This is a genomic window from Bradyrhizobium sp. 2S1 (assembly GCF_011516625.5).
Lineage (GTDB): Bacteria > Pseudomonadota > Alphaproteobacteria > Rhizobiales > Xanthobacteraceae > Bradyrhizobium > Bradyrhizobium septentrionale.
Window position 1 is genome coordinate 4,439,688 of record NZ_CP147717.1, and the last position, 22,627, is coordinate 4,462,314.

Consider the following 22,627-nt stretch of genomic DNA (forward strand, 5'->3'; position numbering starts at 1 on the left):
GGCGGATGCCCGGACGAAGTTTGCTCGAGAAGATCTGGGACCAGCATGTCATTGCCCGCCTCAGCGAGGACACCGATCTCCTGCATATCGACCGCCATCTGCTGCACGATCTCGGCGGCTCGCGCGGCCTGCTCGACCTGAAGAGCAGGGGGCTCAAGGTTCACAATCCCGAACTGGTCTTCGCGACGCCGGACCATGCGCTGTCGACGGCGCCCGGCCGCACTGGGACCAGCAAGATCGGCATGGAATTGCTGGCCGCGCTTCGCCTCGAGACCGCGGCGAGCGGCATCACGCTGTTCGATGTCGACCAGCCCGGCCAGGGCATCGTCCATGTCATCGGGCCGGAACTCGGCTTGAGCCTGCCGGGCGCGACGATCGTCTGCGGCGACAGCCACACCTGTACCCATGGCGGCCTCGGCGCACTCGCCTTCGGCATTGGATCGAGCGAGCTCACCCATGTGCTGGCGACGCAGGCGCTGATCCAGAAGCGTCCGAAAACGATGCGCGCGCGCTTCGAAGGCAAGCTGCCGCTCGGCGTCACCGCCAAGGACATGATCCTGGCGCTGATCGGGCATATCGGCGCCGCCGGCGGCACCGGCTACGCGGTCGAATATGCCGGCAGCGCGATCCGGGCACTGCCGATCGAGGGCCGGCTCACGATCTGCAACCTCTCGATCGAGCTCGGCGCCAAGATGGGCATGGTGGCGCCCGACGAAAAGACCTTCGAATTCCTGCGCGGCCGCCCCTATGCGCCGCAGGGCGAGATGTGGGATCTCGCGGTGAAGGCGTGGCGCGAGCTGCCGAGCGATCCGGACGCGGTGTTCGACCGCGAGGTCGTGATCGATGTCGAAAAGATCATCCCGCAGGTGACGTGGGGCATCAGCCCAGAGCACGTCGTCGGCGTCGATGGCGTCATTCCCGATCCGAAGACGGTCGACGATCCGGCGCGGCGCGCCGCGATCGAGACCGCGCTCGACTATATGGGCCTGCAAGGCGGCGCACCGATTGCCGGCACGCCGATCGACTGGGTGTTCATCGGCTCCTGCACCAACAGCCGGCTGAGCGATCTGCGCGCCGCGGCCGAGGTCGCGCGTGGCCGCAAGGTCGCGGCCGGCGTGCGGGCCTGGGTGGTGCCGGGCTCGGAAAACGTCAAGCGCGAGGCGGTGGCCGAGGGGCTCGACAAGATCTTCATCGACGCCGGCTTCGAGTGGCGCGAGCCGGGCTGCTCGATGTGCCTTGCCGCCAATGGCGAGGTGGTGGCGCCCGGGCAGCGCTCGGTCTCGACCTCGAACCGCAATTTCGTCGGCCGCCAGGGGCCGCGCGCCCGCACGCATCTGGCGAGCCCCGCGAGCGCGGCGGCCTCAGCCATTGCCGGCGCGATCGCCGATGTCAGGATGATGGGACGCCAGTGATGCCGAAACCGTTCGACAAGCTCACCGCAACCGCTGCGCCGATCATGCGCGCCAATATCGACACCGACGTCATCATCCGCATCGAGCGCCTGGTCGGCAATTCGATCCGCGGCACGCTCGGCAAATGGGCGTTCGGCTCGCTGCGCTATCTGGCCGACGGCTCGGAGAATCCGGATTTCATTCTCAACCGCGAGCCGTACCGCGAGGCCGAGATCCTGGTGACGGGGCCGAATTTCGGCTGCGGCTCGTCGCGCGAAGGCGCGGTGTGGTCGCTGCAGGAGCGCGGCATCCGCGCCATCATCGGCTCCGGCTTCGGCGACATCTTCTTCGCCAACTGCTTCCAGAACGGAATCCTCCCCGTCATCGTCGACAAGGCGGTGGTGGATTCGCTTGCCGCCGACATCGAGGCGACGCAGGGCGCAGGCAAGGTCTCGATCGATCTGGAGGCCCAGACCATCGTCTCGCCGTCGGGCGCGCGGCATTCGTTCGAGATCGACCCGCGGCGGCGCGACGGGCTCCTGAAGGGGCTCGACGAGGTGGCGCTGACGCTGCAGCGCGACGACGAGATCCACGCCTTCCAGGCCGCCGACCGCGCGGCGCGGCCCTGGATTCATTCTACAAGGACACCCGCTTCAAGGACACCTGCATGAGCACGCAATCCAACATGGTCAAGGTCGCCGTCGTCGGCGGCGAGGGCATCGGCCCCGAGGTCACCGCACAGTCCCGCCGCGTGCTCGACTGGTTCGCGGCCAAACGTAACGTGCCGATGACGCTGCGCGAGGCGCAATACGGCCTGATCCCGTATCTGGCGACCGGCAAGGTGCTGCCCGAGGACACGGCCGAGGCGATGGACGAGGCCGACGCGATCCTGTGGGGCGCGACCGGCGGGCCGGAGACGACCGAAGTGCCCGCGGCCGCGCGCAAGGCCGGCAGTCTGCTGGGCCTGCGCAGCAAATACGATCTCTACGCCAATTTGCGGCCGATCGTGGCGAGCCCGGCGCTGTCGGCGTCGGCGCCGCTCAAGGCCGAGGTGCTCGACGGCGTCGACTTCGTCATCATCCGCGAATTGACCAGCGGCATCTATTTCGGCGAGCCGCGCGGCATCGAAACATTGCCCGACGGCCAGCGACGCGGCTTCAACACCGAGCAATACACCACCAACCAGATCCGCCGCGTGGCGCGCTCGGCGTTCGAGCTGGCGCGGACCCGGCGCAACAAGGTCTGCTCGGTCGACAAAGCCAATGTGCTGGAGACCAGCGTGGTCTGGCGCGAGGAAATGATCAAACTGCACAAGGAGGAGTTCGCCGACGTCGAGCTGACCCATCTTTATGTCGACAACGCCGCGATGCAGATCGTGCGCGAGCCACGGCAGTTCGACGTGATGGTGACCGGCAACATCTTCGGCGACATCCTGTCCGACTGTGCGGCGATGGCCTCGGGCTCGCTCGGCATGCTGCCGTCGGCCTCGCTCGGGCCGGTCGATCGCTTCGGCCGGCGCAAGGCGCTGTATGAGCCGGTGCATGGCAGCGCGCCCGACATCGCGGGCAAGGGCATCGCCAATCCGCTCGGCTCGATCCTCAGCGTCGCGATGCTGCTGCGCCTGACGCTGAACCGCCCCGAGGATGCCGACCTCCTGGAAAAGGCGGTGCAGACCGCGCTGGCGTCCGGTGCGCGCACGGCCGATATCGCCGAGGCCGGCGCGAAAAAACTCTCGACCGTCCAGATGGGCGATGCTGTGCTCGGCGCGCTGGACAGGATTTCGGCCAAGGAGCACGCGTGATGGCTGATGTCGCCATGCCCCACATTTCGAGGCGATCGGCGCTGACGGTGATCGCCGCCAGCGGCGCGGCGCTGGCTACGGGGCGTGCGTGGGCGCAGGCGGCCACCGGCCGCGCGATCTATCCGGTCGCGGTGCCGGTCTATCAGACGCAATTTGTTGCGGATCGCATCGGCTTCTTCAAGGAAGCCGGGCTCGACTGCAAGCTGCTGCAGGGCGGCAGCGGCGTGAAGACCCGCGAGATCATCGCCTGGTCGCAGGGCGATATCGGCATCGGCGACGTCACCCATCCGATGCAGCTGACCAATCACGGCCGCGCCGCGCGCGTGCTGCTGCCGGTCGACACACGGTCGAACTCGGTGATGTTCATCATCCGCAAGGATCTGAAGGACCAGGGCATCAACTCGCTGGAGGCCTTCACCCAATGGAAGCGGCCCGACGGCCGCAAGCCGATCGTCTCGGTCTCCTCGCTCGGCGGCACCAACCATGTCTGGGCGTCCTACTACATGGAAACCATGGGTCTCGACGACAAGGTGACCTGGATCGGCACCGGCAATGTCGACACCATGCTGGGGTCGCTGAAATCGAAGCAGGTCGATATCCTGGTCAGCTCGCTGTCGCTGCTCAACGAGGCACAGCAGCAGGGCTGGGGTGAACTGCTGTTCGACGGCACCGACGAGGCGATCTGGAACAAGCATATCGGCGGCAAGGTGCCGGTGACCGCGCATTTCACGCTGCAGGCAACCATCGACAAGGACCCTGCCAAAATGCAGGCCTTCGTCACCGCGCTGTGGCGTGCGTCGCAGTGGATCAAGACGCACAAGCCGACGGAGGTTTATGACGCGATCGAGCCCTATGTCGGCAGCACCTCGCGTGACGCCAATCTGCTCGAGATCACGGCGATCCAGAAGGTCGCGGACTATGAGGGCACGATCGACGCCGCAAGCTTTGCGCGCGGCGAGAAGGTCTGGTTCCGCGAGATGACCGGCATCAAGCCGCTCAAGATCGCCGACGTGGTCAACTCCAACCTGATCGACGCGGCGCGAAAGGCCTATCCGGGTTGAGCGCGCTCGAGACGAGCGTCACTCTGTCACCGCGCGCCTCGGCCGACCGCCGCGTCGAGGTCAACGGCCTGTGCAAGTCGTTCCAGCTTGCCAAAACCACGATCGAGGCGGTGCGCGACGTCACTTTCGACGTCCGGCGCGGCGAGTTCGTCGCGCTGCTCGGGCCGTCGGGCTCGGGCAAGAGCACCGTGCTCAACATGATCGCCTCGCTGATCCGCCCCACCGGCGGCGAGATCCTGATCGACGGCAAGCGCGTCGTCGCCGGCAAGGCGACGCCCGATGTCGGCTACGTCTTTCAGCGCGATACGCTGTTCCCCTGGCGGACGGTGGCCGACAATATCGGCTATGGGCTGGAGCTCGCGGGCGTGGCCGTGAGCGAACGGAAAGCGCGCATCGCGGAATGCGTCGCGCAGGCTGGGCTGAAGGGATTTGAGAACGCCTATCCGTCGGCGCTGTCGGGCGGCATGCGGCAGCGCGCGGCGTTGATGCGGACCCTGATCGTCGAGCCGCAGATCCTGTTGATGGACGAGCCGTTCGGCGCGCTCGATACCCACACCAAGATCGACATGCACGAGGTGCTGCTCCGGATCTGGGAGCGCGAGCAGCAGACCGTGCTGTTCGTGACCCACGATCTCGGCGAGGCGCTGACACTCGCCGACCGCATCATCCTGTTCTCGGCGCGGCCGGGCCGGATCAAGGACATGTTCGAGGTCGACTTCGCCCGCCCGCGCGATGCGGTGAAGGTGCGCGAGACTCCGCGCTATGCCGAGCTGTTCCAGCACATCTGGCATTCGCTCGGCGAGGAATTCGTCAAGGGCCGCAGCCCATGAAGCGATACAGCATGATGAACACGATCGGCTGGCAGGTCCTGATCTGCGCAATCGTGCTTTCGGTGTGGCAATGGGGCTACGACCTGCGGGCGAAACTGCCGTGGCTGGTGCCGGATCTGCTCGACCCGTACTTCATCTCGAAGCCGTCGATGATCTACGAGAATTTCCTGATCCAGAGCTGCCTCAAATCGAAGCTCGGCGTCTTCAACGGCTGGTTCAACGGCGACTTCGCAAAGTGCCTGGCGCGCAACGAGAACAATCTCTGGGCGGCGACCGCCATCACGCTGAAGAATACCTTCTTCGGCTTCGTCACCGGCGTGGTCAGCGGTTTCGTCGCCGGGCTGATCCTGGGGCGATCCGACCGCCTCAGCGCGATTTTCCAGCCCTTCATCACCGCGGTGAATTCGATCCCGCGGATTGCGCTGGCGCCGATCATCGTGCTGGCGTTCGGGATCGGCGACATGTCGAAGATCGTGACCTCCTGGATCGTCGTGGTGTTCCTGGTGTTCTTCAACACCTTCGAGGGCGCGCGCTCGATCGACGAGGGTTTTACCAATGCTGCGCGTCTGCTCGGCGCCAGCGAGTGGCATATCACCCGCACCGTGGTGATCCCCTCGACGATGGCCTGGGTGTTTGCCTCGCTGACGCCCGCCATTTCCTTTGCGCTGATCAGCGTGATCGTCGGCGAATTCATCGGCGCCGAGCGCGGCATCGGCCGTCTCATCATCGAGTCGGAGGCGCGCGGCGAGGCCTCGGGCATGATGGTCGCGGTCGTGGTGCTGATGCTGGTTGGTGTCGTGCTGTCGGCGATCATCTGGCGGCTGCAGGCCTATCTGCTGCGCTGGCAGCGGCAGCGCAGCGCCGAATAGAAAGCGGCCCGCGGCGACATTTGATTTATCGCGCACGGGCCACCTTCGGTGTTAGGCCGCCGTTTCCGACGGCGAGCTCTCGCCGTCGAGCCAATCCTGCTCCTTGGCCAGCGCGCGCCAGGCCGCTTCCATGCGCTTGAAGCGATTATAGGTTGGCTCGTCGTCGGCGCGCTCGGCAAGCTGCGCGCAGTTCTCCGCATTGTCGAGAAAGTGCTGCGATTGTTTCATGGAACGTCCTCCTGTTGCTGAGGACGTGGGACATCAATTCGGGCGATTCAACGCACGGAACATGAGCATTTCGCCACGCTGGTGAATGTCTGTTCAGCGAGTTCCATGCGCGTTGATGATCGGCGCCGGTCCTAGGTCACCGGCGCCGGGTTGAACAGCGTCAGATCGTTGTGGATGCCCCAGCGATCCGACCACGGTTTTGTCCGCCCGCTCGCGACGTCGAGGATCAGCCGGAACAGGTCCCAGCCGGTCTCCTCGATGGTCTTCTCGCCGGTCGCGATGCAGCCGGCGTCGAAATCGATCAGATCCTTCCAGCGCCGCGCCAGCTCGCTGCGGGTCGCGACCTTGATGACGGGCGCGGCGGCGAGGCCATAGGGCGTGCCGCGGCCGGTGGTGAACACCTGCAAGGTCATGCCGGAGGCGAGCTGCAGCGTGCCGCAGATGAAGTCGCTTGCAGGAGTAGCCGCAAACAGCATGCCCTTCTGCCGCGCCTTCTCGCCGGGCGACAGCACGCCCGCGATCGGGCCGGAGCCCGACTTGACGATCGAGCCCAAGGATTTTTCGACGATGTTGGCGAGCCCGCCTTTCTTGTTGCCCGGCGTGGTGTTGGCACTGCGGTCGGCGCCGCCGCGGGCGAGATAGGCGTCGTACCATGCCATCTCGCGGATCAGCGCGCGCCCGACATCCTCGTTGACGGTGCGGCGGGTCAGAAGCTGGATCGCGTCGCGCACCTCGGTCACTTCCGAGAACATCACGGTGGCGCCGGCACGCACCAGCAGGTCCGCGGCGAAGCGGGAGCCGGCGGGCAGGCCGAAATCATTCACGACGATCGCGACATTGTCGCGCTCGTTGAGCTTGATGTAACGGGGCTGCTCCTGCGCGCCGATCGACTGGTCCATGCGGGCTCTCCTGAGGTTTCGGCGCCAACGGCTTTCTTGCTTTACCTCTCCCGCTTGCGGGGGAGGTCGGCACGCGTAGCGTGACGGGTGGGGACTCTCTCCACAGTGTGACTCGTGGAGAGAGCCCCCACCCCAACCCCCCCCCCGCAAGCGGGAGAGGGGGCGAAGCACCTACGAGGTGCGATCTAATTTCACCCCGGGAACGTATAAGCCGTCTTCACCGTGGTGTAGAACTCGCGGGCATAGGCGCCCTGTTCGCGCGCGCCGTAGCTCGAGCCTTTGCGGCCGCCGAACGGCACGTGGTAGTCGACGCCGGCGGTCGGCAGATTGACCATCACCATGCCGGCCTCGCTGTTGCGCTTGTAATGCGAGGCGTATTTCAGGCTTGACGTGCAGATGCCCGAGGCGAGGCCGAACTCGGTGTCGTTGGAGATCGCGAGCGCCTCCTCATAATCCTTGGCGCGGATCACGCAGGCGACCGGGCCGAAGATCTCCTCGCGGGCGATGCGCATGGTGTTGGTGGCTTCGGTGAACAGCGCCGGCTGCAGATAGAAGCCGGGCGTCTCGCGGTTCAACAACTCGCCGCCCCAATGCAGGCGGGCGCCCTCATCCTGGCCGATCTTGATATAACGGAGGTCCTGGTCGAGCTGGCTCTGGTCGACGACCGGGCCGACATGCACGCCGCTCTTCAGCGCGTCATCCACCGAGAGCCCCTTCATCCGCTCGGTCATCGCGGCGACGAAGCGGTCGTGAATCCCTGCGGTGACGATCAGGCGCGAGGACGCGGTGCAGCGCTGGCCGGTCGAGAAATAGGCGCCGTTGACGGCGACCTCGACCGCGACCTTGAGGTCGGCGTCGTCAAGCACGACCAGCGGGTTCTTGCCGCCCATCTCGAGCTGGAACTTCTTCATGGGGTTGGAGACCACGCAGGCCTGCGCGATCTTGCGGCCGGTCTGAACCGAGCCGGTGAATGAGATCGCGGCGACATCGGGATGTTCGAGCAGGGTCTGGCCGACCACCGAGCCCGAGCCGACCACGAGGTTGAAGACGCCGGAGGGAATACCGGAGCGCGCGATGATCTCGGACAGCGCATGCGCCGAGCCCGGCACCAGCTCGGCCGGCTTGAACACTACGCTGTTGCCGTAGCAGAGCGCGGGCGCGATCTTCCAGGCCGGGATCGCGATCGGAAAATTCCACGGTGTGATCATGCCGACGACGCCGACCGGCTCGCGGGTAATCTCGACGTCGAGACCGGGGCGCACGGACGCGCCTTTCTCGCCGATCAGCCGCAGCGCCTCGCCGGCAAAGAACGCAAAGATCTGCCCGGCGCGCGCGACCTCGCCGATGCCTTCCGGCAGCGTCTTGCCTTCCTCACGCGCCAGCAGGCGGCCGAGCTCTTCCTTGCGGGCGAGGATTTCGACCGAGATCCTGGTCAGCGCGTCAAAGCGCTCCTGCGGTGTCGAGCGCGCCCAGGCCGGGAAGGCGGCCTTTGCCGCGGCGATCGCCTTTTCGGTCTGCGCCTTGTCGGCCTTGGCGTATTCGCCGACCACATCGCCGGTGTTGGAGGGATTGATGTCCCGCGTGATGCTTGTTCCGTCGACCCATTCGCCGGCGATGAAGTTCTTCTGGTGAGCGGTCATGTTTCCAACCTTTCTTGTCTAGCGCACGAGGCAGGGACGCTTGTCGTCGAAGGTCCAGCCGGGGATCAGGAACTGCATGGCCAGCGCGTCGTCGCGGGCGCCCAGGCCATGCTGCTTGTATAGCGCGTTCGCAGCTTCAATGGCACCGCGAGCGAGCTCGATGCCGAGGCCGGGACGATCCGGGATCGCGATCTTGCCGCCCTTGATCTGCAGCGGCTCCTTGGTCAACGCCTGGCCGTCCTGCCAAATCCAGTGGGTGTCGATCGCGGTCACCTTGCCGGGCGCGGCGGCGCCGACATGGGTGAACATCGCCAGCGAAATATCGAAATGGTTGTTGGAGTGCGAGCCCCAGGTCAGGCCGCTGTCGCGGCAGGTCTGCGCCACCCGCACCGAGCCCTGCATGGTCCAGAAATGCGGATCGGCGAGCGGGATGTCGACGGCCCCTAACCGCAGCGCGTGCGAGAGCTGGCGCCAGTCGGTCGCGATCATGTTGGTCGCGGTCGGCAGCCCGGTGGCGCGGCGGAACTCGGCCATGATCTCGCGGCCGGAGAAGCCGGCCTCCGCGCCGCAGGGGTCCTCGGCATAGGCGAGAATGCCGTGCATGTTGCTGCAAAGACGGATCGCCTCGTCGAGCGACCAGGCGCCGTTCGGGTCGAGCGTCACGCGCGCCTGTGGGAAGCGCTTGGCGATCGCGGTGACGGCCTCGATCTCCTGTTCGCCGGCGAGCACGCCGCCCTTGAGCTTGAAATCGGCAAAGCCGTAATGCGCTTGCGTCGCCTCGGCGAGCCGCACGATCGCGTCCGGTGTCATCGCAACCTGATGGCGCAAATTGAACCAGTCCGCCTTGCCGGTCTCGCCTTCAACGTAAGGCAGGCTGGTCTTGCTGCGATCGCCGACAAAGAAGAGATAGCCGAGCGTCTCGACGCTGGTGCGCTGCTGGCCTTCGCCGAGCAGCGCCGCGACCGGGAGATTGAGATGCTGGCCGAGCAGATCGAGGAGTGCGGATTCCACGGCCGTCACCGCATGGATGGTGACGCGCAGATCAAAGGTCTGCTTGCCGCGGCCGCCGGCGTCGCGGTCGGCAAAGGTCTGGCGCATCGACGCCAGGATGTTGTTGCAGGCGCCGATGGTCTGGCCGACGACGAGGTCGCGTGCGTCCTCGAGCGTCTTGCGGATCTTCTCGCCGCCCGGCACCTCGCCGACGCCGGTGTGGCCGGAATTGTCAGTGAGGATGACGAGGTTGCGGGTGAAGAACGGCGCATGCGCGCCGCTCAGATTGAGGAGCATGCCGTCGCGGCCGGCCACCGGAATCACCTCCATCGCCGTGACGACGGGGGCGCCGGTAAAGCCGGTGCGGATCGTGTCTTGAATCATCTGCTCCTCCCTTGGTCTTCTTTCCGTTCTTGCGCCGCTTCGGCCTATTCTGCCGCTTGCTGTCTCGCAGCCTGCGGCAGCTTGGCCACCAGCGCCGCGAGCTCGGCGATCTCCTGCTCGGTGAGATCGGTGAGCGGCGGCCGCACCGGGCCGGAATCGCGGCCGATCACCTTCATGCCGGCCTTGATGATCGAGACCGCATAGCCCTTCTTGCGGTTGCGTATCGCGATCAGCGGCAGGATGAAATCCTTCAACCCTGCATGGATGGTCTGATGATCGCGCCGGCGCACCGCGGCATAGAAATTGGTGGCGAATTCCGGCACGAAGTTGAACACCGCCGACGAATAGGTGGTCACGCCCATGTCGAGATAGGGCAGGGCAAAGGTTTCCGCCGTGGGGAGCCCGCCGATATAGGTCAGGCGGTCGCCGAGCCGGGTGTAGACGCGGGTCATCAGCTCGATGTCGCCGATGCCGTCCTTGTAGCCGACGAGGTTCGGGCAGCGCTCGCAGAGCCGCGCCAGCGTATCGGGCTGCAGGATCGCGTTGTCGCGGTTGTAGACGATGACGCCGATCTTGACCGACGCGCACACCGCCTCGACATGGGCGGCGAGACCGTCCTGCTCGGCATGCGTCAGATAGGGCGGCAGCAGCAGCAGGCCATCGGCGCCGGCCTTCTCGGCGCCGATCGCGATCTCGCGCGCGATCGCGGTGCCGTAGCCGGTGCCGGCCAGCACGGGAACGCGGCCCTTGGTCTCCTCGACCGCGACCTTCACGACCTGCGGAACCTCAGCCGGCGTCAGCGAGAAGAACTCGCCGGTGCCACCGGCGGCGAACAGGCCGGCGACGTCATAGCCGCACAGCCAGTCCATGTTGGCGCGATAGGTCGCCTCGTCGAACGAATGATCCGCGTTGAACGGGGTCACGGGGAAGGACAGGAGGCCGCCACCGATTCTCGCGGCCATCTCCTGAGGGGTCATCTTGCTCATGGCGCCACTCCTAAAATGCTTATGGGGAACAGATGCGCGAGCAGCGCGCGTCCATGGCGAGATTCCTAGGAAATCGTTCGATGCGCGTCCAAGCCAAACGCGGTATCGAGCGATGCACAATCTGCATCAATCGCCGCGCAGATGCGGGCCAGCGATTTCGGTCGCGATCTCGATCAATGCCGGCAGCAGCTGGTTCTCGTGATCGCGCCGCCATACCATGAACAGCTCGACCGGCACCGGCGTGCGCAACTTCAGCGGCTTCAGCCGGACATCCGCGATCTTCAGGGGCCGCTTCCGGCACGATCGCGACGCCGAGCCCGGCGCGCACCATGGCGAGGATCGAATGGATCTGGCTGAGATGCTGGACATAGCGCGGCAGCACGTCGGCGCGGGTGAACATCGAGACCAGCAGATCGTGGAAATAGCGCGCCTCATAGGGCGAATACATCACGAAGGGCTGGTCGTCGAAATCCTTGATGCTGACGGTCTCGGCCGCGGCCAGCGGATGCTTCTTCGGGATCGCGGCAAGCAGCGGCTCGGCCACGACGCGCCGGCTGGCGAATTCCGGCCGCGCGATCGGCGGGCGCAGCAGGCCGGCATCGATCTGGCCGGTGGTCAGTGCCTCGAACTGATCGCCGGAGACCATTTCCTTCAGGGAAAAATCGACCTCGGGCAGGCGGGAGCGGGCGGCCGCGATCAGGTCGGGCAGGAAGCCATAGGCGGCGGCGGCCGTAAAGCCGATCTTGAGCGAGCCGGTCTTGCCGAGCGCGATGCGGCGGGCGACCTGCGACGCGGATTCCGCGAGCTTGAGGATGCGCCGCGCCTCCGGCAAGAAGCTGCGTCCCGCCGGCGTCAACCGCACCGAGCGGCTGGTGCGCTCCAGCAGCGGCGCGTCGATGATGTGCTCGAGCACCTGGATCTGGCGGCTCAACGGCGGCTGCGTCATGTTGAGCCGCGCCGCGGCCCGGCCGAAGTGCAATTCCTCGGCCACCGTGACGAAACAGCGGAGCTGGTTCAGGTCAAACATCGATGCTAGCCTGGAATGGATCGTTCGAGGATTTGTACGTTCTAGCATCGATGCCTCCCACTGGCCAAGAAGACAAAGACGGCGGCCGAAGCCGCCGTTGATGTGTCGTCATTGTCGCGGCGGCCCTATTGCGCCGGACTTGCCTCACGCCGCCTTCAGCTGCACCCGCTTGATCTCGCCGACGATGAAGAGGTAGGCGATCGCCGCGACCAGCGCGTTGGCGGCCTGCCCGATCGGCCCCGGCACCTGGGCCGGCGCCTGCGCCTCCAGCGACGTCGCGGTCACCGCTGCGCAGATGGTGCTGGACGGCGAGGATGCCGTCTATGCGCTGTGCCGTCCGCCCGGCCACCACGCCTATCGCGATCTCGCCGGCGGCTTCTGCTTCCTCAACAACAGCGCCATCGCGGCCGAGCATCTGCGCCAGAAGCACGAGCGCGTCGCGATCCTCGATGTCGACGTGCATCACGGCAACGGCACGCAGGGCATCTTCTACGAACGGGGTGATGTCTTCACCGTCTCGATCCACGCCGATCCGTCGTTCTTCTATCCTTACGTCTGGGGCTATGCGCATGAGCGCGGTGCCGGAGGTGGCCTCGGCACCAATCTCAACATTCCGCTGGCCAAGGGCACCGGCGACGACGGCTACATGAAGGCGCTGGCGGCGGCGGAGCGGGCGATCCGCTCCTTCGCACCGACCGCGCTGGTGGTCGCGCTCGGCCTCGACGCCTCCGAGAAGGACCCGCTGGCGGGCCTCGCGGTCACCACCGACGGCTTCCGCCGCATCGGCGAGGGGCTGGCGCGGTTCGGTCTGCCGACGGTGCTGGTGCAGGAGGGCGGCTATCTCTCCGATATCCTCGGGGCCAATCTGACGGCCGTGCTGGGCGGGTTCGAGGCCGCGCGCTAGACGCGGTCTTGAGAAACGGTCTTGCAACGGGGCGTGGCGGATTTTCCGGATTGCAACCAAACCAAGAGCGTGCGGTTAATGTTGGGCGCTTACCTGTGGTCTTGCGCCGAGGGTGTTTGTCGATCAGGGCAGCCGACAACACGAGGACGGGCATGAGCGACTTGCTGCGTATCGCTATTGTCGGCTTCGGCGAGATCGCGTGCCGGCAGCATGTGCCGGCGATCGCGAAGATTTCGGGCGCGGCCCTGGTTGCGGTCGCCGATCCGGTCAAATCGCCACCGGGTCTGCCGCATTTCCGCGACCTGCATGAACTGCTGCGCGACGGGCCGGAGATCGATGCGGTCGCGCTGTGCACGCCGCCCCAGATCCGTCACGCGCAGGCCGCGGCCGCCCTCGCTGCGGGCAAGCACGTGCTGCTGGAAAAGCCGCCGGGCGCGACCGTTGCCGAACTCTCGCCGTTGATCGCCGCAGCGCATCAAGCAGGCCGGACATTGTTTGCGACCTGGCATTCGCGTTATGCGCCCGCGGTCGGGCCTGCGCGCAAGCTGCTCGCCGGCCGCACCATCAACAAGGTGACCATCATCTGGAAGGAGGACGTGCGCGTCTGGCATCCGGGCCAGGCCTGGATCTTCGAGGCCGGAGGTTTCGGCGTGTTCGATCCCGGCATCAACGCGCTCTCGATCCTGACCGAGATCCTGCCGCGCCCGCTTCTTGTCAGGAGTGCGACGCTGGATTTTCCCTCCAATCGGGAAGCGCCGATTGCCGCGGAACTTGAACTCTCCGATGAGAGCGGCTTGCAGATCCATGCCGAATTCGATTTCCGCCAGACCGGTCCGCAGACCTGGGACATCCTTTGCGAGACCGATGCCGGGCCCGTGACGCTGTCCAAGGGCGGCAGACAGCTGCGCGACGGCAACCGGCTGGTCGTCGATGCCGCCGACGAGGAGTATCCCGCGCTGTATCGCCGCTTCGTCGCGTTGACGTCGGACGGCAGATCCGACGTCGATCTGGTGCCCTTGCAGCTTGTCGCCGACAGCTTCATGCTGGGGCGGCGGCGCCTCGTCGAGGCGTTCGAGGACTGACAATGACATCAGCTGGAATTAGTCGTGCGCCCTTCGGCACATTGCCCGATGGTACCGTGGTCGAGCGCGTGACGCTGCGCGGCGAGCACGGCTTTGAGGCCGCCATCCTTCCCTTCGGCGCCACCCTGCAGGCGCTAGTAACGCCGGATCGCAACGGACAATGCGACGACATCGTGCTCGGTCACGACGCGTTCGACGGCTATCTCGCGCAGCGCAAATTCTTCGGCGCGACCGTCGGGCGCTACGCCAACCGGATCGCCGGCGCGCGCTTCATGCTCGATGGCGAAACGGTGCGGCTCGACGCCAACAACGGCCCCAACGCGCTGCATGGCGGGCTGCAGGGCTTTGATCGCAAGCTGTGGAAGATCGTCGAGCTCAGCGACGATCCGGAGCCGACGCTGGTGCTGGAGCGCGACAGCCCGCATGGCGAGGAGGGCTATCCGGGCAATCTGGCGACGCGGGTGACCTATCGCGTGCGTGCGCCGATGGAGCTTTCGGTGACCTATCAGGCGACCACCGACCGGCCGACCTGCCTCAACCTCACCAATCACAGCTTCTTCAATCTCGACGGCGCGCGCTCAGGCACGCAGATCCTCGATCATCACCTTACGATCGCGTCCGACCATTTCCTCGCGGTCGACGCCACGGCAATCCCGCTGCCGGAGCCGCCGCGGCCGGTCGACGGCACGCCGTTCGACTTCCGCAAGCCCGCGGCGATCGGCGCGCGGATCAGGATGAATGACGAGCAGCTGCGACTCGGGCGCGGCTATGACCACAATTTCTGTCTGGCCTCGGGGACCGGCCTCCGTTTCGCCGCGCGCCTCGAGGCGCCGCACAGCGGCCGCGTAATGGAGCTGTTCACCGATCAACCGGGACTGCAGTTCTATTCCGGCAATTTTCTCGACGGCTCGACCGCCGGCAAGGGCGACCGGCTGTACCGCCAATCCGATGCGCTGTGTCTCGAGCCGCATGCCTGGCCCGATGCGCCGAACCGGCCCGACTTTCCCTCGGCGCGGCTCGATCCCGGGCAGACCTACCGGCGCACCGCCATCTATCGATTCTCGACCGTGTGAGTGATGCCATGACTGACCGTGCCGCCGAGCCGCTCATGGAAGAGGTGCCGACATCCGTGTTGTCGGCCGAACGTTGCCATCTCGGCGAAGGCCCGACCTACGATGCGTCAACCGACACCGCGTGGTGGTTCGACATCCGCGAGCGTCGCCTGTTCGAGCATCGTTTTGCCAGCGGACGGACCGTGATCCACAACCTGCCCAACATGGCGAGCGCGTTGGCGCGGATCGACGGTGAGCGGCAGCTTGTTCTCACCGACGACGGGCTCTATGTGCGGCAGATCGCCAATGGCCGCATGGAGCTGTTCGCTGCGCTCGAGGCCGACAACCCGGCGACGCGCTCCAACGATGCGCGCGTGCATCCGTCCGGCACGTTCTGGCTCGGCACCATGGGGCGCCAGGCCGAGCAGGGAGCGGGCGCAATCTACGCCCTGCACCGTGGTCGCATCACGCAGCTTTATCCTGACATCACGATCCCGAACGCGATCTGCTTTTCGCCGCACGGTGACATCGGCTATTTCGCCGATACCGCGCGCAATGCGCTGTACCGGGTGCCGCTCGATGCCGAGACCGGACTGCCGGTGGGGCAACCCGCCGTCCTGATCCAGCATCACGGCACTGGCGGGCTCGACGGCGCGATCGTCGATGCCGACGGGCTGATCTGGAACGCGCGCTGGGGCGGCGGCTGCGTCGACATCTATGATCCACTGGGCAAGCGTCTACGCTCGCTGCGCGTGCCGGCAAGCCAATCGAGTTGCCCGGCCTTTGTCGGCCGTGACTTCTCACGCGTACTGGTGACCTCGGCCTGGCAGGACATGGATGACGCGCAGCGCGCCGCCGATCCCGGGCATGGCAAGACCTTCCTGCTCGATGCGGCCGCGCGCGGCCGAGCCGAGCCCGACGTCAAACTGTCCTGACCGCGCGCTTGCCGGCCGCCTCGTTGACGCGACCTGATTATTTGGACGATAGTACAAATATGGTCCGCAAACCTGCCAAGTCTGGCGTTAAGGCCGACGTCAAGGCCGCAAGCTCACGCAAGCCCAACATGCGCGAGGCGATCCTCGCCGCCGCCGAGGAGTTGTTCTCGACCTACGGCTTCAACGCCGTCTCGGTGCGCGACATCGCGCAGGCGGCAGGCGCCAATCCCGGCAGCGTGACCTATCACTTCAAAACCAAGGACGGCCTGCTGCTGGAAATCTACCGGCGGCATTGTGGTCCGATGAACCGGCGGCGCTCCGAGCTTTTGGCGGCGGCGCGACGCGTGCGCGATTTGCAGGACCGGCTGGAGGCAATCGTGCGCGCCTATGTGCTGCCGGCCTTCACCTCGGGCAGCGACCTCGCCGGCGGCGGAACGCGGTTCACGCGGCTGCGCGCGATCATGTCGGCCGAAGGGAACGAGGTCGTGCGCAAGATCATCGCGCAGACGTTCGACGATACCAGCCACGCCTTTATCGATGCGATCCATGAAAGCCTGCCGCATATTCCGCGCACCGATCTTGTCTGGCGCGGCCATTTCCTGCTCGGTGCGCTCTACTACACGCTGGTGACGCCGGAGCGCGTCTCGCGCCTGTCGCGCGGCAGCGCCGACGGCACCGACGCCGGCCACGCTATCGAGGAACTGGTGCGCGCGACGGTGGCCGCGCTGCAGGCTCCTCCACTTGATCCAGCGACGCCTGCCCCGCGCAAGGCACCGGGCGCAATTCCCGGACGAGCGCTGACCTGATCCCGCGGAGTCGATCGCCATGGAGAAACTTCGGCTGCGGACCGTGCTCGGCAATCACCCGCATATCCAGGCGGTGAAGGACGGTGAGCTGGGCTCGGAGCTGTTCGACCTCGACTTCATCGAGTTCACGCCGACCAACGCCGCATTCAAGCCGATGGTGCGCGAGCAGGCGTTCGACGTCTGCGAGATGGCCATCGTGACCTATCTGATGGCACGCGCGCACGGCAAGCCGCTGGTGTTGTTGCCGGCAGCGATGGTCGGCCGCTTCCAACACGGTCACGCGCTCTATCGCGCCGATCGCGGCGCGCTCGCGCCTGCCGACCTCGAGGGCAAGCGGGTCGGCATCCGCTCGTTCACGACCACGACGGGAGCATGGATGCGCGGCATCCTGGCCAACGACTACGGCGTCAACCTTGACAGCATCGACTGGGTGACCTTCGAGGACCCGCATATCGCCGAATATGTCGACCGCACCGAACGCGCGCCAAAGGGCAGCACCATCATCCAGATGCTGAAGGACGGCGAGCTCGACGCCGTGCTGGGCGAGACCTCGAGCGATCCCGCGCTCAAGCCGCTGTTCGCCGATCCGGCCGGCGAGGCGGCGCGGTGGTATGCGCGGCAGGGTGTCGTGCCGGTCAATCATCTGGTGGTGGTGACAGAGCGGCTCGCGACATCGCGGCCGGATGTGGTGCGCAGCCTCTACGAGCTCCTCAAGCGCGGCAAGGCCAGGGCTGGTCCGTCCGGCGTGCCGGACCTGGTGCCGTTCGGCGTCGAGGCGAACCGCAGGCCGCTCGAACTGATGATCGACTATTGCGTCCAGCAGGCATTGATCCCGCGTCGCGTCGCGGTCGACGCGCTGTTTGACGACACAACACGGGACTTGAACTGATGACAATCTCCAGCGATCCGCGGCAATGGCAGATCGGCATGCTCGGCTATGGCGAGGTCGGCCGCATCCTCGCTGAAGATCTGCGCAAGCAGGGCGTCAAGGTCGCTGCCTACGACATCAAGCTCGACCGCGAGCAGGGCGCGCCGCTGCGCGCGCACGCGGCGGAGATCGACGTCGCGCTGGCGCAATCCCACGCCGATCTCGCGGCGCGGGCCGATTTCATCATCTCGGCGGTGACGGCGAGCCAGGCGGTGGCGGTGGCCGAGGCCTGCGCGCCGGCGATCGGGAAGGGCGCCTGGTTTCTCGATTTCAACTCGGCCTCGCCCGGCGCCAAGCAGCGCGCCGCCGCGCACATCGATGGCGCCGGTGGCCGCTATGTCGAGGGCGCGGTGATGACCTCGCTGCCGCCGTATCGGATCAAGGTGCCGCTGCTGCTCGGCGGCCCGGGCGCGCGCGAGCTGGCGCCGCTTTTGGTCGCGCTCGGCTTCGCGGCGAAGGTCGCGAGTGACGAACTTGGCGTGTCGTCGGCGGTCAAGATGTGCCGCAGCATCATGATCAAGGGCCTGGAGGCGATGGTGATCGAGAGCTTTACCACCGCGCGTGCCTATGGCGTCGAGGATGCGGTGCTCGCCTCGCTCAAGGAGACCTTCCCTGGCATCGATTGGGAGAAGCAGGGCCCCTATTTCTTCCAACGGGTGATCGAGCATGGCCGACGGCGCGCCGAGGAGGTGCGCGAGGTGGCGGAGACCGTGCGCGAGGCCGGGCTTGCGCCATGGTCCGCGTCTGCTACCGCCGAGCGGCAGGGCTGGGTCGCCGATCTTGCCGATGAGGGCGTGTTCGGGCGTAAGGGAACGCCGGACTTCGCCCGCAGCGCAGACTGGCGTACCGAGGCCGATAGAATTCTCGCGCGCATCAAGTCCTGAAACCTGCTGCGGAGAATCCGTCGCGTTCCCTGCGGACGCGCGATGCGCTATTGCTCCTTGAACAGTTTTGGTCTGGAGGCACTTCCATGAAGAATTCCGACAAGGTCGTCGCCATCACGGGGGCGGCGCGCGGCATCGGCAAGGCCTGCGCGGCGCGTTTCCTGTCCGATGGCGCCAGGGTCGTCATCTCGGATGTCGACGCTGCTGGGCTCGTCCACACCGCCAACGAACTCGGACATGAGGATCGGTTGCGGGCCGTCGAAGCCGACGTCAGCAAGCGCGCCGATGTCGATCGCATCGTCGCTACGGCGGTCAAGGAGTTCGGCCGGCTCGACGTCATGGTCAACAATGCGGGCGTGGCGCGCAACCGCGACTTCCTCGAGATCAGCGAAGCCGAATTCGACGACGTCATGGGGATCAACCTCAAGGGCGCGTTCTTCGGCGTCCAGGCCGCAGCGCGGCAGATGATCGCGCAGGGCGGTGGCGGCGTCGTCGTCAACATGTCCTCGGTCAATGCGCTGCTTGCGATCCCCTCGCTTGCGACCTATGCGATGTCCAAGGGCGCCATGAAGCAGCTGACCTCGGTGGCCGCGGTGGCACTGGCGCCGCACGGCATTCGGGTCGTGGCGGTCGGACCCGGCACGATCCTGACCGAGATGGTGGCGACGGCGATCTTCTCGTCCGAGGATGCCCGGCGCAGCGTGCTGTCGCGCACCCCAGCTGGCCGTTGCGGCGAACCGAGCGAGGTCGCTTCCGTCGTGGCCTTCCTCGCCAGCGAAGATGCCTCCTACATCACCGGCCAGACCATTTACCCCGACGGCGGGCGGTTGATCCTCAACTACACGGTGCCGGTCAACGAGAAGAAGTAGAGGGCAGGTTCAATCGCGAGCACAGCGAAACTCCTCGGCCTGCCGTTGCAAGGGCGCATTGCCAAAATATCGAAAACAACCCCATGCAAAGTAGCCCGCGGCCGGCGTTCGACACGGCAACTTGACATGTCGGGCAAATCGGCGGTATTATTCCGTTATTCAGAAATCACGCAAGTGGCGTCCTCATCCTCACCTGGATCGCCCGGTTTAACCGGGCGACCCAGTACGCCGCGGCCCATCGGCTCAAGCACGACCGCCTCTGGAATACTGGATCACCCGCATGCGCGGGTGATGACACCGGATGGCTAGCGGCCCTTGAACTGCGGCTTGCGCTTCTCCATGAAGGCGCTGCGGCCCTCGCGGAAATCCGCGCTGTCCATGCAGTCGATGCCGATCTGCTTGATCGCGGCCATGTCGCGATCGGCGGGGTCCTTCAGCACCTGCGCGATGGTGATCTTGGCGGCCTTGATCGCCAGCGGCGCGTTGCCGGAGATGGTGCGCGCGATCTCCATGGTCGCGTCCCAGAGCTCGGCATCCGGCAGCACGCGATCGACGAGGCCGATCCGCAGCGCTTCGGTGGCGTCGATCCGCATGCCGGTATACATGATCAGCCGCGCCCACGACGGGCCGACCAGCGACACCAGATGGCGTAAGCCCTCATAGCCATAGGCGATGCCGAGCTTGGCGGCGGGAATGCCGAACTGGCCGCTGGCGCCGGAGATGCGGATATCGGTCAGCATCGCGACCTGCATGCCGCCGCCGAGGCAGAAGCCGCGGATGCAGGCAATGGTCGGCTTCGGATAGTCGGCGAGCAAAGCGCGCTGGGCCGCGCTGCGCCGTGAATATTCCTCGGAGGCCTCGGCGTTGTGCCTGGTCTTCTCGAACTGGCTGATATCGGCGCCCGACACGAAGGCCTTGTCGCCCGCACCGACCAGGATCACGACGCGGACATCAGGATCGTCGCGCAACGCGATCAGCGCCTCGCCGAGCCCTTCCCACATCTCCAGCGACATCGCGTTGCGCTTGCCGGGATTGTTGAAGGTGATGACGCCGACGCCATCGACCACGCTTTGCAGGATCTTGCCGTCGGCAAGCGGTTTATCTGACATGTTTGGTATCCGAGGGTCCGGTCTGATTTCGGCCAAAGCTAGCACCGGCTTGCAAGCCGAGGCAGGCTGTTTAGAGCACGGCGCGATTGCATCGGCATGCATTAACTCTCCCGGTAGTTGTGTTGTTCGCTAAATAAAACTGCCATGCGAGAGTTACGAGCAGAGCGAACTGGCGCGCCTGATCTCGCGCAAATCCAAGGAATCGCAGGTGGTGTCTACCGACGCGGGCCCGGTCGCCTAGCCGGCCGCGCGTCCGATCCGCGCATTACGTCAGCTCTTCCGGATCGTCGGCTGCGCGCAGGCGCGCGATGTTGTCTTCGGTCGCATTCGCACCGGCCGCCGCGATCGCAATCTCCCGCCCTAGGAGCCCGTCCAGATATGTTTTCGTGACGGGCATTTGTTGTAGAGTAGCAGGCTCAGGCTGCGTTTGCGAGGTTGAACAGCTTGAGGAGGTTATGGACGGTGCAGATCATTGTCCACTCGGCGCGCACTTTCTCGATGCCCCGCAACAGGAACTGGCGGAAGCCTCTTGCCTGTTTGATCTGCCCGAACACCGGCTCCACCACTTGCTTTCGCAATCGGTAGGGTGTTTCGAAGCCGCCATCGTCGATCTTCTTTCGCATGGCCTGTGTCAGCGGGCCGCCGACTTTTCCGTTCGCTACTGTCGGGTGCTTGGCGCGTCCGGGCGCGACATAGCCATCGATGCTGCGTGTGTCGAGCGCTTCGAGATTGGCTTCGCTGCAGTAGCCGGAATCCGCTGAGGCCTGCCGCGGCTTGCGGCCAAGATTGCTCTCGATGGCCTCGATCAGGGGCACCAACTGGCCCTGATCGCTGCCGTGCTGGGTCAGTTCTTGCGCGACAATGATCTGGGCATGTGCATCGACGGCCGCCTGGGCATTATAGGCCTGAACGAAGCCATCCTTCGACTTCATGATGCGGCTTTCCGGATCGGTGAAGTTGCGTTGCGCCTTGGGATTGGGTTCCTCCGATGGCAGCGCCGCCGGTTTGCCCGGCTTCTTGCGGCCTTCGGCCTGGCGCTGCTGTTCCTTTTCGGCCTCGATGCGGCGCTCTTCCTCCGCCGCCAGTTTGGCGTCCGCTTCCAGCGCCGCCATCGCTTGCTGGATCTTCGCCAGCCGTTTCTGCTTGTCGACGGTCCAGTCCGGCAGTTCGTCGCTGTTGCCGAAAGTCTCATCCTCCGAGGCATCCGCCGCCTCGGCGGCCGCCAGCATGCGAGCGACCTCGGCCTTCAATTCCGCCTCGCGCTTCTTCATGCGCTCATAACTCATCGCCTTGTGTTTCGACGCGTTCGCCTTGATCTTCGTACCATCCAGCGCGACATGACCGAGCTTGACCAGCCCGGCCGTCTCGCACAACTTCAGAACCTGCACGAATAGCGCGCCGAGCGCCTTCAAATGTCGCTTGCGAAAGTCGCTGATCGTCCGAAAATCCGGCGCATCCAGCGCCACGATCATCACAAAATCGTTCCGCTCCCGGCAGGCCTTGGCAATCCGACGCGACGAATACAGCCCACTCGCATAGCTATGCAGCAGCAGCGCCACCATCATCCGCGGATCAAACGGCGGCTGCCCAAGCCCGCTCACATAGCTGCCCATGATCTCCCTGAGATCGAGGCTCTCCCGCACCAGATCAACCATAAACCGCGAGACATGGCCTTTCGGCACGAAGTCCTGCACATTCGGCGGCAGAAGCAGCGTCTGATCGATGTTCCAAGGCCGAAAATACTTGCTCATCGCCCAATGTTGAATCAGACCCGACCAGATTTGAACAGCGACTATCCAGACAAGCTCCTAGGACCTGCTGCCCCTCGGTTAGCGGCCCTGTCGGAGTATCTCCAAATTGGGCTCCTTCCGCGATGCGTGCGCGGCGATTGCGATGGGCCCCTCCAACGTGATCGCGCGGGACTGGATCGGCAAGTCGCTGGTCAGCTGGAG

General features: G+C 65.7%; 19 protein-coding genes and 3 pseudogenes. 14 read left to right on the forward strand and 8 right to left on the reverse strand.

What is annotated here, in order from left to right:
• The first annotated feature begins 5 nt into the window (after positions 1-5).
• Genes leuC through HAP54_RS20945 form a run of 6 tightly spaced genes read left to right on the forward strand, consistent with a single transcriptional unit; the run spans position 6 to position 5,952 of the window.
• Complete coding sequence (gene leuC, locus HAP54_RS20920; protein WP_166303436.1) at positions 6-1,412, forward strand: 3-isopropylmalate dehydratase large subunit; 1,407 nt, start codon at positions 6-8, stop codon at positions 1,410-1,412.
• Complete coding sequence (gene leuD, locus HAP54_RS20925; protein ID WP_166303439.1) at positions 1,412-2,062, forward strand: 3-isopropylmalate dehydratase small subunit; 651 nt, start codon at positions 1,412-1,414, stop codon at positions 2,060-2,062. The genes leuC and leuD overlap by 1 nt, the downstream gene beginning before the upstream one ends.
• Positions 2,059-3,192 (forward strand): 3-isopropylmalate dehydrogenase, encoded by a 1,134-nt coding sequence (gene leuB, locus HAP54_RS20930; RefSeq protein ID WP_166303442.1) that lies wholly within the window; start codon positions 2,059-2,061, stop codon positions 3,190-3,192. Before leuD ends, leuB begins: the two co-directional genes overlap by 4 nt.
• Complete coding sequence (locus tag HAP54_RS20935) at positions 3,192-4,253, forward strand: ABC transporter substrate-binding protein (RefSeq protein WP_166303445.1); 1,062 nt, start codon at positions 3,192-3,194, stop codon at positions 4,251-4,253. The genes leuB and HAP54_RS20935 overlap by 1 nt, the downstream gene beginning before the upstream one ends.
• Positions 4,250-5,083 (forward strand): ABC transporter ATP-binding protein, encoded by an 834-nt coding sequence (locus tag HAP54_RS20940; RefSeq protein ID WP_166303448.1) that lies wholly within the window; start codon positions 4,250-4,252, stop codon positions 5,081-5,083. Before HAP54_RS20935 ends, HAP54_RS20940 begins: the two co-directional genes overlap by 4 nt.
• A gap of 11 nt (positions 5,084-5,094) precedes the next feature.
• Positions 5,095-5,952 carry an ABC transporter permease gene (locus tag HAP54_RS20945; protein WP_414646209.1) on the forward strand — a complete coding sequence of 286 codons (858 nt, stop codon included), beginning with the start codon at positions 5,095-5,097 and terminating at the stop codon, positions 5,950-5,952.
• Between the two features lie 51 nt (positions 5,953-6,003).
• Here the strand turns inward: HAP54_RS20945 and HAP54_RS20950 are convergent, their stop codons facing one another.
• From HAP54_RS20950 to HAP54_RS20975, 6 genes and pseudogenes are all read right to left on the reverse strand, one after another.
• Positions 6,004-6,180 carry a hypothetical protein gene (locus HAP54_RS20950; RefSeq protein WP_165126055.1) on the reverse strand — a complete coding sequence of 59 codons (177 nt, stop codon included), beginning with the start codon at positions 6,178-6,180 and terminating at the stop codon, positions 6,004-6,006.
• Positions 6,181-6,311: 131 nt separating this feature from the next.
• Positions 6,312-6,971: pseudogene (gene garD, locus HAP54_RS20955) on the reverse strand (galactarate dehydratase); the annotation flags it as partial.
• A gap of 299 nt (positions 6,972-7,270) precedes the next feature.
• Positions 7,271-8,719, reverse strand: a complete 1,449-nt coding sequence (locus HAP54_RS20960) for an aldehyde dehydrogenase family protein (RefSeq protein WP_166303454.1) — start codon at positions 8,717-8,719, stop codon at positions 7,271-7,273.
• Between the two features lie 18 nt (positions 8,720-8,737).
• A complete protein-coding gene (gene gudD / locus HAP54_RS20965) occupies positions 8,738-10,093 on the reverse strand; it encodes a glucarate dehydratase (RefSeq protein WP_166303457.1) in 1,356 nt (451 codons plus the stop codon).
• Positions 10,094-10,137: 44 nt separating this feature from the next.
• Positions 10,138-11,079, reverse strand: a complete 942-nt coding sequence (gene kdgD, locus HAP54_RS20970) for a 5-dehydro-4-deoxyglucarate dehydratase (RefSeq protein ID WP_166303460.1) — start codon at positions 11,077-11,079, stop codon at positions 10,138-10,140.
• 126 nt (positions 11,080-11,205) lie between these two features.
• Positions 11,206-12,106: pseudogene (locus HAP54_RS20975) on the reverse strand (LysR substrate-binding domain-containing protein).
• Between the two features lie 211 nt (positions 12,107-12,317).
• On the opposite strand from HAP54_RS20975, the pseudogene HAP54_RS20985 reads away from it, so the two are divergent.
• From HAP54_RS20985 to HAP54_RS21020, 8 genes and pseudogenes are all read left to right on the forward strand, one after another.
• Positions 12,318-13,010, forward strand: a pseudogene (locus HAP54_RS20985) (histone deacetylase family protein); the annotation flags it as partial.
• A gap of 152 nt (positions 13,011-13,162) precedes the next feature.
• Complete coding sequence (locus HAP54_RS20990) at positions 13,163-14,092, forward strand: Gfo/Idh/MocA family protein (RefSeq protein WP_166303463.1); 930 nt, start codon at positions 13,163-13,165, stop codon at positions 14,090-14,092.
• A gap of 2 nt (positions 14,093-14,094) precedes the next feature.
• On the forward strand, positions 14,095-15,165 hold the full coding sequence (locus tag HAP54_RS20995; protein WP_166303466.1) for an aldose epimerase family protein: 1,071 nt from the start codon (positions 14,095-14,097) through the stop codon (positions 15,163-15,165).
• A 35-nt stretch (positions 15,166-15,200) separates the two neighbouring features.
• Entirely contained in the window at positions 15,201-16,079 is an 879-nt protein-coding gene (locus HAP54_RS21000; protein ID WP_166308189.1) for an SMP-30/gluconolactonase/LRE family protein, read from the forward strand.
• 59 nt (positions 16,080-16,138) lie between these two features.
• The gene (locus HAP54_RS21005; RefSeq protein ID WP_166303469.1) at positions 16,139-16,885 is read left to right on the forward strand and encodes a TetR/AcrR family transcriptional regulator; all 747 of its coding nucleotides are present in this window, start codon (positions 16,139-16,141) and stop codon (positions 16,883-16,885) included.
• A 19-nt stretch (positions 16,886-16,904) separates the two neighbouring features.
• Positions 16,905-17,774, forward strand: coding sequence for an ABC transporter substrate-binding protein (locus tag HAP54_RS21010; RefSeq protein WP_166303472.1), 870 nt, complete (start codon positions 16,905-16,907; stop codon positions 17,772-17,774).
• Positions 17,774-18,697, forward strand: coding sequence for a DUF1932 domain-containing protein (locus HAP54_RS21015; protein WP_175619467.1), 924 nt, complete (start codon positions 17,774-17,776; stop codon positions 18,695-18,697). The genes HAP54_RS21010 and HAP54_RS21015 overlap by 1 nt, the downstream gene beginning before the upstream one ends.
• Before the next feature lie 86 nt (positions 18,698-18,783).
• Positions 18,784-19,566: an SDR family NAD(P)-dependent oxidoreductase gene (locus HAP54_RS21020; RefSeq protein ID WP_166303475.1), complete on the forward strand. Its 783-nt coding sequence runs from the start codon at positions 18,784-18,786 to the stop codon at positions 19,564-19,566.
• Between the two features lie 305 nt (positions 19,567-19,871).
• On the opposite strand, the gene HAP54_RS21025 is transcribed toward HAP54_RS21020, so the two are convergent.
• Both HAP54_RS21025 and HAP54_RS21030 read right to left on the reverse strand, forming a co-directional pair.
• A complete protein-coding gene (locus HAP54_RS21025; RefSeq protein ID WP_166303478.1) occupies positions 19,872-20,675 on the reverse strand; it encodes an enoyl-CoA hydratase in 804 nt (267 codons plus the stop codon).
• Positions 20,676-21,091: 416 nt separating this feature from the next.
• Positions 21,092-22,426: an IS1182 family transposase gene (locus HAP54_RS21030; RefSeq protein ID WP_166202952.1), complete on the reverse strand. Its 1,335-nt coding sequence runs from the start codon at positions 22,424-22,426 to the stop codon at positions 21,092-21,094.
• Positions 22,427-22,627 lie beyond the last annotated feature (201 nt).

What these genes read in the sequence shown, in the direction of transcription:
- leuC (WP_166303436.1), top strand. Translation starts at nt 6, where the DNA reads ATGCCCGGACGAAGTTTGCTCGAGAAGATCTGGGACCAGCATGTCATT.
- leuD (WP_166303439.1), top strand. Translation starts at nt 1,412, where the DNA reads ATGCCGAAACCGTTCGACAAGCTCACCGCAACCGCTGCGCCGATCATG.
- leuB (WP_166303442.1), top strand. Translation starts at nt 2,059, where the DNA reads ATGAGCACGCAATCCAACATGGTCAAGGTCGCCGTCGTCGGCGGCGAG.
- HAP54_RS20935 (WP_166303445.1), top strand. Translation starts at nt 3,192, where the DNA reads ATGGCTGATGTCGCCATGCCCCACATTTCGAGGCGATCGGCGCTGACG.
- HAP54_RS20945 (WP_414646209.1), top strand. Translation starts at nt 5,095, where the DNA reads ATGATGAACACGATCGGCTGGCAGGTCCTGATCTGCGCAATCGTGCTT.
- HAP54_RS20950 (WP_165126055.1), bottom strand. Translation starts at nt 6,180, where the DNA reads ATGAAACAATCGCAGCACTTTCTCGACAATGCGGAGAACTGCGCGCAG.
- HAP54_RS20960 (WP_166303454.1), bottom strand. Translation starts at nt 8,719, where the DNA reads ATGACCGCTCACCAGAAGAACTTCATCGCCGGCGAATGGGTCGACGGA.
- gudD (WP_166303457.1), bottom strand. Translation starts at nt 10,093, where the DNA reads ATGATTCAAGACACGATCCGCACCGGCTTTACCGGCGCCCCCGTCGTC.
- kdgD (WP_166303460.1), bottom strand. Translation starts at nt 11,079, where the DNA reads ATGAGCAAGATGACCCCTCAGGAGATGGCCGCGAGAATCGGTGGCGGC.
- HAP54_RS20990 (WP_166303463.1), top strand. Translation starts at nt 13,163, where the DNA reads ATGAGCGACTTGCTGCGTATCGCTATTGTCGGCTTCGGCGAGATCGCG.
- HAP54_RS20995 (WP_166303466.1), top strand. Translation starts at nt 14,095, where the DNA reads ATGACATCAGCTGGAATTAGTCGTGCGCCCTTCGGCACATTGCCCGAT.
- HAP54_RS21000 (WP_166308189.1), top strand. Translation starts at nt 15,201, where the DNA reads ATGGAAGAGGTGCCGACATCCGTGTTGTCGGCCGAACGTTGCCATCTC.
- HAP54_RS21005 (WP_166303469.1), top strand. Translation starts at nt 16,139, where the DNA reads ATGGTCCGCAAACCTGCCAAGTCTGGCGTTAAGGCCGACGTCAAGGCC.
- HAP54_RS21010 (WP_166303472.1), top strand. Translation starts at nt 16,905, where the DNA reads ATGGAGAAACTTCGGCTGCGGACCGTGCTCGGCAATCACCCGCATATC.
- HAP54_RS21015 (WP_175619467.1), top strand. Translation starts at nt 17,774, where the DNA reads ATGACAATCTCCAGCGATCCGCGGCAATGGCAGATCGGCATGCTCGGC.
- HAP54_RS21020 (WP_166303475.1), top strand. Translation starts at nt 18,784, where the DNA reads ATGAAGAATTCCGACAAGGTCGTCGCCATCACGGGGGCGGCGCGCGGC.
- HAP54_RS21025 (WP_166303478.1), bottom strand. Translation starts at nt 20,675, where the DNA reads ATGTCAGATAAACCGCTTGCCGACGGCAAGATCCTGCAAAGCGTGGTC.
- HAP54_RS21030 (WP_166202952.1), bottom strand. Translation starts at nt 22,426, where the DNA reads ATGAGCAAGTATTTTCGGCCTTGGAACATCGATCAGACGCTGCTTCTG.